At 39.7% G+C, this 7,583-nt stretch carries 7 protein-coding genes; 1 reads left to right on the top strand and 6 read right to left on the bottom strand.

What is annotated here, in order from left to right:
• Window positions 1-266: 266 nt before the first annotated feature.
• The 3 genes from VB711_RS07870 to VB711_RS07860 all read right to left on the bottom strand — a co-directional run bounded on the left by VB711_RS07870 (window position 267) and on the right by VB711_RS07860 (window position 2,709).
• Window positions 267-446: a replication restart DNA helicase PriA gene (locus tag VB711_RS07870; protein ID WP_323285298.1), complete on the bottom strand. Its 180-nt coding sequence runs from the start codon at window positions 444-446 to the stop codon at window positions 267-269.
• Window positions 447-904: 458 nt separating this feature from the next.
• A complete protein-coding gene (locus VB711_RS07865) occupies window positions 905-1,750 on the bottom strand; it encodes a metal ABC transporter permease (RefSeq protein WP_323285296.1) in 846 nt (281 codons plus the stop codon).
• Window positions 1,751-1,905: 155 nt separating this feature from the next.
• A complete protein-coding gene (locus tag VB711_RS07860; RefSeq protein ID WP_323285295.1) occupies window positions 1,906-2,709 on the bottom strand; it encodes a metal ABC transporter ATP-binding protein in 804 nt (267 codons plus the stop codon).
• A 124-nt stretch (window positions 2,710-2,833) separates the two neighbouring features.
• Here VB711_RS07860 and VB711_RS07855 point away from each other — a divergent pair, with 124 nt between their 5' ends.
• Window positions 2,834-3,781, top strand: a complete 948-nt coding sequence (locus VB711_RS07855; RefSeq protein WP_323285290.1) for a metal ABC transporter substrate-binding protein — start codon at window positions 2,834-2,836, stop codon at window positions 3,779-3,781.
• Between the two features lie 386 nt (window positions 3,782-4,167).
• Here the strand turns inward: VB711_RS07855 and VB711_RS07850 are convergent, their stop codons facing one another.
• From VB711_RS07850 to VB711_RS07840, 3 genes are all read right to left on the bottom strand, one after another.
• A complete protein-coding gene (locus VB711_RS07850; RefSeq protein ID WP_323285288.1) occupies window positions 4,168-4,767 on the bottom strand; it encodes a hypothetical protein in 600 nt (199 codons plus the stop codon).
• A gap of 117 nt (window positions 4,768-4,884) precedes the next feature.
• Window positions 4,885-6,189, bottom strand: a complete 1,305-nt coding sequence (locus tag VB711_RS07845) for a VWA domain-containing protein (protein ID WP_323285287.1) — start codon at window positions 6,187-6,189, stop codon at window positions 4,885-4,887.
• Complete coding sequence (locus VB711_RS07840; RefSeq protein ID WP_323285286.1) at window positions 6,186-7,442, bottom strand: VWA domain-containing protein; 1,257 nt, start codon at window positions 7,440-7,442, stop codon at window positions 6,186-6,188. Before VB711_RS07840 ends, VB711_RS07845 begins: the two co-directional genes overlap by 4 nt.
• Window positions 7,443-7,583: the final 141 nt, after the last annotated feature.

Below are 7,583 nucleotides of genomic sequence, written 5' to 3'. Positions count from 1 at the left end.
AAAATTGCCTAGTTTCACGCTTTTGTCATCCCATATTAGTGCGGTGCGTCAGATAGAGGAAGTCTGTTAGATGCTCAATTATAGGGTCTGACGCACCCTACAAGAGATAGCATTGATAATGCTTATTTAATAGATTCTGTCAATGCGTAACTCCTATTTTCATGTTTTCGATAACAATACTGTAGCCAAATTGAAAAAAGCCGTGATTCGTAGGTTGGGTTAAGGCACGCAACCCAACAAATGCGTTCAACCTACACAAAAAAATTTTACCGTTTGGCGTAAATGCCTGGGGCATAAGCCTCAATTACTTTACCAGTGCGAGTACAACTGATCATCAAATAGTCACAAGTTGGGCATTGTGTCCTTGTTATTTGACTATCAGCAATATAGTGACGTTCTGCTGGACTGCCGCAATTTGGGCAGCAAATCTTTTGTAATACTTGCATTTTAAAACCTCTGAATTTAATAATCTTTTAGAAAAAATGGCAAATTGGCTAAAATTTATTGTTCAACAAATTTAAATTTGAAAAAAACTGATATTCCCGATCATTATTATCTGAAAATTCGTGATTGATTGTCGTCACACTTTAGATATATAAATTTACTGGAGTTGTGACTTTTTCTTGGTTTTAGACTGATCCCTATCCTTTTCTCTTTGAGACAACCTTGTTTATCCTTTTTAAAATAAGTTATTTTTTAATTCAATCGTTACAATTAGGTAAAAACTGTAGTCTAGGTAACAAAATTATATTTCTTCAAATTTAATTAATATTTGAACCCCAAGCCGATCCGGATCAACCCGAAAATGAGCGGTTCAATCTTCAGGTGCGTCAGATGTCAAATTTCTGTGTAGTCGAATTATCGGGTCTGACGCACCCTACTGGTATGGTACTAACAGTCCTGATTATTTTTTATTAGCATTTGCTTTAAAAATCCCATGTCTAGGACTGAAAAATAATGCTAATACAAATAAACCCGACACAACTAAAACAATTGCGGGTCCAGAAGGCAAATTATAAAAGTAACTGAGATACATTCCGCTAATACTAGAAATGATGCCAATTACTGCACCTAATATCATGACTTGGTGTAAACGCTTGACTAATAAATAAGCAGTTGCGCCTGGTGTAATTAATAGTGATAATACTAAAATTACGCCTACAGCCTTCATGCTGGCAACTATTGTTAAAGCAATCAACACCATTAAACCAAAGTTGAGACGATTAACTGGTAAACCTGCGGCTTGCGCGCCTAATGGATCAAAGGTGTAAAATAAAAGTTCTTTATATAATAAGACAATCACAATTAAAACAATGGCGGCAATGATCGCTGTGTCTCTGACTTCATCGGCCGTTACGCCTAAAATATTACCAAAAAGAAAGTGATTGAGATCAATTTTATTGCTTTTTTGAATGACTGTAATTAGGGTAATACCCAGGGCAAAAAAGGCTGATAAAACTATCCCCATTGCTGCATCTTCTTTAATGGGCGATCGCGTATTAATAAAAGTAATGGCTACTGTACTCAAAATCCCAGCAATAAACGCCCCCACGAAAATGTTACCTCCCACCATGAAGGCGATCGCTAATCCTGGTAAAACTGAGTGGCTAATAGCATCACCTAATAATGCTAAACGTTGCACCATTAAGTAACTACCAACAACAGCGCATAATAACCCGACTAATATGGCAATGATCAGAGAACGTTGCATAAAGCCGTATTGCAACGGTTCAATTAAGATGTTAAGCATAGGGAACAGGGAATAGAAGAGCCTTCTTGCAAAAGTCGTGATTTTCAAATTCTTCTTTGCGCCTCTGCGCCTCTGCGCCTCTGCGTGAGCTTTTCAAGAATATTCTTGGCGACACCAAAGTATTTATGCAAGAGGTCTAAGGTTTTTCCAGACATTTACGCAGCAAAGTACATCACCTTTCCCCCGTAAGCACGATGTAGATTTTCTTGGGTGAGGACTTGTTGGCGAGAACCTGTGGCAATTAGTTCGCAATTTAGTAGAATTAAATCATCAAAGTGAGTAATTGATTCTCCTAAATCGTGGTTGACTACTAACACAATTTTATTAGCTTTGGCAAGTTCCTGAAAAACTTCAAAAATGACTGTTTGGGTTTTTTGATCGATACCTACGAAGGGTTCATCAAAACAAAAAATTTCCGCTTGCTGGGCTAAAGCACGGGCTAAAAACACCCTTTGTTGTTGTCCTCCCGAAAGTTCCCCAATAGGGCGATCGCTATATTCTTTCATCCCCACCCGTTCTAAAGCTGCTTTTGCTATTTGGCGGCTGACACCCGAAAAGCTACGCAACCAACCCGTCTTTTTAACACGTCCCATCATCACCACATCCCACACCGTAGCCGGATAATCCCAGTCAATTTGGTTACGCTGCGGCACATAAGCAACTAAATCAAGTTGCTGCATCAAAGGTTTTTTGTTGTATAAAACATTCCCGCTATTTAAAGGAATTAAACCCAAGATAGCTTTGATTAATGTACTTTTACCAGCACCATTGGGTCCAAAAATTCCCGTCAACCGTCCTGGTTTAACAATGCAGTTAACATCTCTTAAAGCTTCTTGTGTCCGATAGCGTACCCCTAAATGGGTGATGTTAATTGCTGCTGTAGAATCCATGTCAATATTTTTGATTACTTGTTGACCGTAAGAAAAGTTTTCTCTTTGGTATAAAGAAATATTTTGCATATATGTTTTTCCAGATTTATTTCTTGAGTTTACTACAAAAATGAGAGAAATATGAGAAAATCTATAATTAGAAGTAATTTCAAGAATAAATCAAACTAATACTTAGGATAAAAAGTAACAAGCGATGAAGAAAATAATTGGAATTTTGTTACCTTTAGCGTTACTCAGTTGTAGCCCGTCAGAGACTCAACCAAAGGGAGAAAATAAACCAGAAGTAGTAGCAACCAGCACTATTATTGCTGATTTAGCCCAGGAAGTTGGAGGAGAAGAAATCCAACTCACAGGAATTTTGTCACCAGGAACAGATCCTCATGTTTATGAACCAGTACCAGCAGACAGTAGGGTTTTGGAAAAAGCAGATTTGATTTTATACAATGGCTATAACTTAGAACCGGGTATAATTAAGTTAATGAACGCCACCGGGGGGAAAGCACGAAAGGTAGCGGTAGGGGAAGTTGTCAAACCTTTGCAGTTAGATAAGGGGAGGGGAGAAAGTGTCCCAGATCCTCATGTTTGGGGGAGTGCGGAGAATGCGATCGCTATGGTAAACGCAATTCGAGAAGCTTTAATTGAACTATCACCAGAAGATAGAGAAAAATTCACACAAAACGCCACCCAACTTACCCAAGAATTGCAGCAATTACATAATTGGATTCAGCAACAAATCCAAACCATACCTCCAAACAAACGCAAACTTATTACTACCCATGATGCTTTTCAATATTATGGTAACGCCTATAAGATCAAAATTGTTGGAACTTTAATTGGTATTAGTACAGAAGAACAACCAAGCGCCCAAACAGTCAAACAATTAGTAGATGCAATTAAAAAAATAGGCGTACCTGCAATTTTTGCCGAAACTACAATTAACCCAGCTTTAATTCAAACTGTAGCCCAAGAAGCAGGTGTAAAACTCGCCCCTAATCCACTTTATTCTGATTCTATTGGTGCAAAAGGTAGCAGCGGCGAAACATACATAAAAATGATGGAAGCCAACACTCGCGCTATTGTTGAAGCTTTAGGAGGCAAATATACACCCTTTAATCGACAACTTCCATTACCTAACAGTTAAGTATACCTACCAAAATGTTAACTAACTCGCTTAGGAATATGAATTAAATAAAGTGCAAAAGTAGGGTGTGTTAGCGACAGCGTAACGCACCATTCCAGGTTAAATCAGAATTGCAGGTTATTAAATTTGCGTTCCTTAATTCTTCTGGAACTCGATATAATTTTACATCTTCAGTTATGTAACGGTTCAGGGGGGTAGGAGAGCGATAGCGCAAGCGCTGAGTGGTAAGTTCGTGAAAAATTCCCCTAAAAATCTGTTAAATTAAGTGACATGGAAGATAGGGGAAAGACTCCAACCAGCGTCAAAAAACTGGTGGAGGAAATGGCGCAGCAAATAGAACAGCAATCAAAAAAACTAACGGAAGTCCTGACAGTTCAAGAACAATTTTATTCTAATATTCCTACTAAAATACTAATTAGATTTTCTAAATTATCAGGTAAGGTGTAAGTACCAATATCTTGAAATATAGTTCGAGAGTTGATATCTAAAATTCCAAATATCCAGACATTGCCAATTGTTACTGTACCATAAATAATATCTGGTGATTCGTCTAGCATGGATAATGCGATTAACTCTACTGCTAACTGGGTAAAACCACGGGTCAAATCATCACGTTTAGCTTCAACGACAATGAGACTATGAATTGAACGAATTAAATAATCAAGGTTTCCTTGTAGTAGGTTATTCACTTTTACAGGATATTCAATTCTTAATATTTGTTGACAAATTATAGCCACACGACTTAATACAGGGGCTACTAAAATTTCTCGTCTTGCGGTTTCACTGGTTAATGGAACGTAGGGAAGTACATCTTCTAGGTTTTGTTTTAGTTCCACAATTCCTGATAGTTGACGATTGGTTTTTGGTAGTTGCAGACGTTTTTTAATCAGGTGATAATCAAAGTCTGCTAAAATTTCATCAGTATCATTAGATAGTTCAAAATATGAGCGAAAGGTATAGCTGCTGTCAGGTTGAATAATTTTCATATTTTCATCACCCATTATTAAATTTTAGAATCACGATTTATGGAATTAAAAGATGAATAGGATTTAAAACTACATTTTAAATGAAGGTAGGGTAGGCAAAATGCCCACCCGTGGATATTATTCTCGCAATATTGTTTTCGATACAATTCTAGCTTTCTTTAGGTCTGCTTCTGTCAGTTCTTCACCGGCTTGGAGACGGGTAGCAGAAGTTTGTAATACCGTTGCTGCACCAGTATCTCCGATTTGCAAGGCGGTTTTAGCGGCAGTTTGTAACATTGTAGCAGCACCAGCGCGATCGCCCTGCTGCAATTTCACCTCTGCTAACTGAGTTTGACGATACTTAGCTAAAACTAAAACCGATTGTTGCACAGCAGGATCAACCGCAGGTTCGTAAACATTGGGAACATTTGCATATATTGGCATCAATGCAGAAAGTAAACCCTGTTTATTCGCTGCTGGGTCATCATAGCGAATTTGGATATGTCCAATTACTTGTCTACCCTCTGGTAATTGTCCCAAATAAATATTAGCCAAAACTACCCGTGACCCATTCTGCATCAAATCACCCAACCGCACCACAAAGGTACCATTAGTTTCCGATTCTACTGGTAATTCAATCGTATCAGGGGCAACTTGGGCAATGGGTTTGAGTTCCGCTAGTCGCACACTAGGAATGAGAGACAGCAACAAATAGGCATTGGTTAAACCTACCGACTGGATTCGTCGAAATAAGCGGCTAAACTGCTCTACAGCCTGTTCTGGTCGCTCAATATGAGCCAAAGTACCACCACCTGCATCGGCAATTTTTTCCAGCAAATCCTGATTCCAGTTATTGCCAAAACCCAAGGTGTTAATCGTTAAATTCACCCTGGTGGCTTTTTCGGCGAGTTCTAAACACCGCTTATGGTCATTGGGTCCAATTTGCCACTTCCAAATTCGTAACCCGTCGTCACCATGACCATCGGTGAGGAGAAAGGCTTGGGAAACAGCACCTTTAGTAGCCTTGAGTAGTTCTGTAATTCCCAAAGATAGACCTTCAGCAATGACTGTTCCCCCAGCAGCCTTGAGTTTAGTTCTTAACTGAGATTTGATGTTTTCGGGGTCTTGGACAATTTGGTTGGGGATGATGACCCCCGCAGTACCCGCAAAAGCGACAACTGAAAGGCGATCACCAGAGGTGGGCGTTGCGCCATCACTAGGTTTGAGTTGATCTATTAATCCCTCTACTGCCTGAATCACAGTATCCATTGGTTCACCGTGCATAGAACCACTTTGATCCAGAATCAGGCATAAATTCAGGGGTAAACCTTGGTCGGACTCATCAGCAGTGGCTGAAATAGAGATTGCTAGTTGACGCTGGCTACTCAATTGAGCCGGATCAACGTTAGTATCATTTAGCTCTGAGAGTAATTGAACTTTCATTTAGGAGAAGCATCTTGCAACACAGTTTTGGAGACAATTCTGGTTCTCTTGCGATCGCTTTCCGATAATTCTTCCCCGGATTGTAAACGAGTAGCGGAAGTCTGTAACACTGTCGCTGCACCCGTATCGCCCATTTGCAAAGCCGTTTTAGCCGCCGTTTGTAACATTGTAGCTGCACCAACGCGATCGCCCTGCTGTAATTTTGTTTCAGCTAACCTGGTTTGGCGGTACTTAGCTAAAGATAAAATATATTGCTGCACCTGGGGATTAGGATTAGGTTGGTAGTCCCCTGTCACCTTGATGTAGATTGGTAGATTTGGGGTATGTAACGCTGTTTTGCTTTGGGTGGGGTCATCGTAGCGAATTTGGATATTAGCGATCGCCTGTTCACCTTCTGGCAACTGCCCCAAATAAATATTAGCTAAAATTACCCGATCTACATCTTTCATTAAATCTCCCAACCTGACTATCAACCGTCCATCTGCTTCTGGTTCTACGGGTAATTCAATGGTATCAGGAAAAACTTGGGCAATGGGTTTAAGTTCCGCCAGTCGGACATTCGGCATCAGCGATAATAGTAAAAAAGCGTTAGTCAGACCCACGGATTCCATGCGGTTAAACAAACGGTTAAAAGCCTCCATAGCCTGTTCAGCACGTTCGATGTAAGACAACTTACCCATACCAGCATCAGCTATTTTTTCTAAAATATCTTGATTCCAATTGTCACCACATCCTAACGTATTTAAAGTTAAATTATACTTAGCCGCCAATTGAGCAAATTTCAAACAACGGTCATTACTACCATGTTCATTTTCCCCATCAGTCAACAAAAAAGCGTGGGAAATAGCTTCCTTTCTGCCCTTAGCTAATTCTTCCACACCCAAACGCAACCCTTCATCAATAGCAGTTCCCCCCTCAGCCGTGAGACGGTTAATTTGTCGTTTAATAAAGTCTGAATCTTTAATTAATTGATTAGGTACTAAAACCTTAGAACGGTGGTCAAAAGCCACAACACTTAGACTATCTTCCGGTCTGAGACGATCAACCAACTGACAAGCCGCCTTTTTCACCGTTTCCAGTGGTTTTCCTTCCATTGAACCACTATGATCGAGAATTAAGCATAAATTTAAAGGAGCATTACCATCTTCATCCTCAGCGATCGCCGAAATCGAAATTGCCAACTGACGTTGATTACTCGTTTGATGCGCGTCTACACTAGCATCATTAAGGGCAGGCTGCAAATTAACCTTCATAACCAAAATTTCCTATCTAGAACAAACATAATTTATTAATAGCTTCAAAGGGTAACATTAGCTTTACGGAATTGGGGATTGGTGATGGGTAATGGGTAATGGGTGATGGGTGATGGGTGATGGGTGATGGGTGAATTTTCC

The organism is Cronbergia sp. UHCC 0137 (genome assembly GCF_034932285.1).
Classification (GTDB): domain Bacteria; phylum Cyanobacteriota; class Cyanobacteriia; order Cyanobacteriales; family Nostocaceae; genus Cronbergia.
The sequence above is the reverse complement of the archived record's forward strand: the minus strand, read 5'-3'. Positions and strand labels throughout refer to the sequence as shown.

Bases quoted from the DNA above. Each gene is read 5' to 3' on its own strand.
- VB711_RS07870 (WP_323285298.1), bottom strand. From the start codon at position 446: ATGCAAGTATTACAAAAGATTTGCTGCCCAAATTGCGGCAGTCCAGCA.
- VB711_RS07865 (WP_323285296.1), bottom strand. From the start codon at position 1,750: ATGCTTAACATCTTAATTGAACCGTTGCAATACGGCTTTATGCAACGT.
- VB711_RS07860 (WP_323285295.1), bottom strand. From the start codon at position 2,709: ATGCAAAATATTTCTTTATACCAAAGAGAAAACTTTTCTTACGGTCAA.
- VB711_RS07855 (WP_323285290.1), top strand. From the start codon at position 2,834: ATGAAGAAAATAATTGGAATTTTGTTACCTTTAGCGTTACTCAGTTGT.
- VB711_RS07850 (WP_323285288.1), bottom strand. From the start codon at position 4,767: ATGAAAATTATTCAACCTGACAGCAGCTATACCTTTCGCTCATATTTT.
- VB711_RS07845 (WP_323285287.1), bottom strand. From the start codon at position 6,189: ATGAAAGTTCAATTACTCTCAGAGCTAAATGATACTAACGTTGATCCG.
- VB711_RS07840 (WP_323285286.1), bottom strand. From the start codon at position 7,442: ATGAAGGTTAATTTGCAGCCTGCCCTTAATGATGCTAGTGTAGACGCG.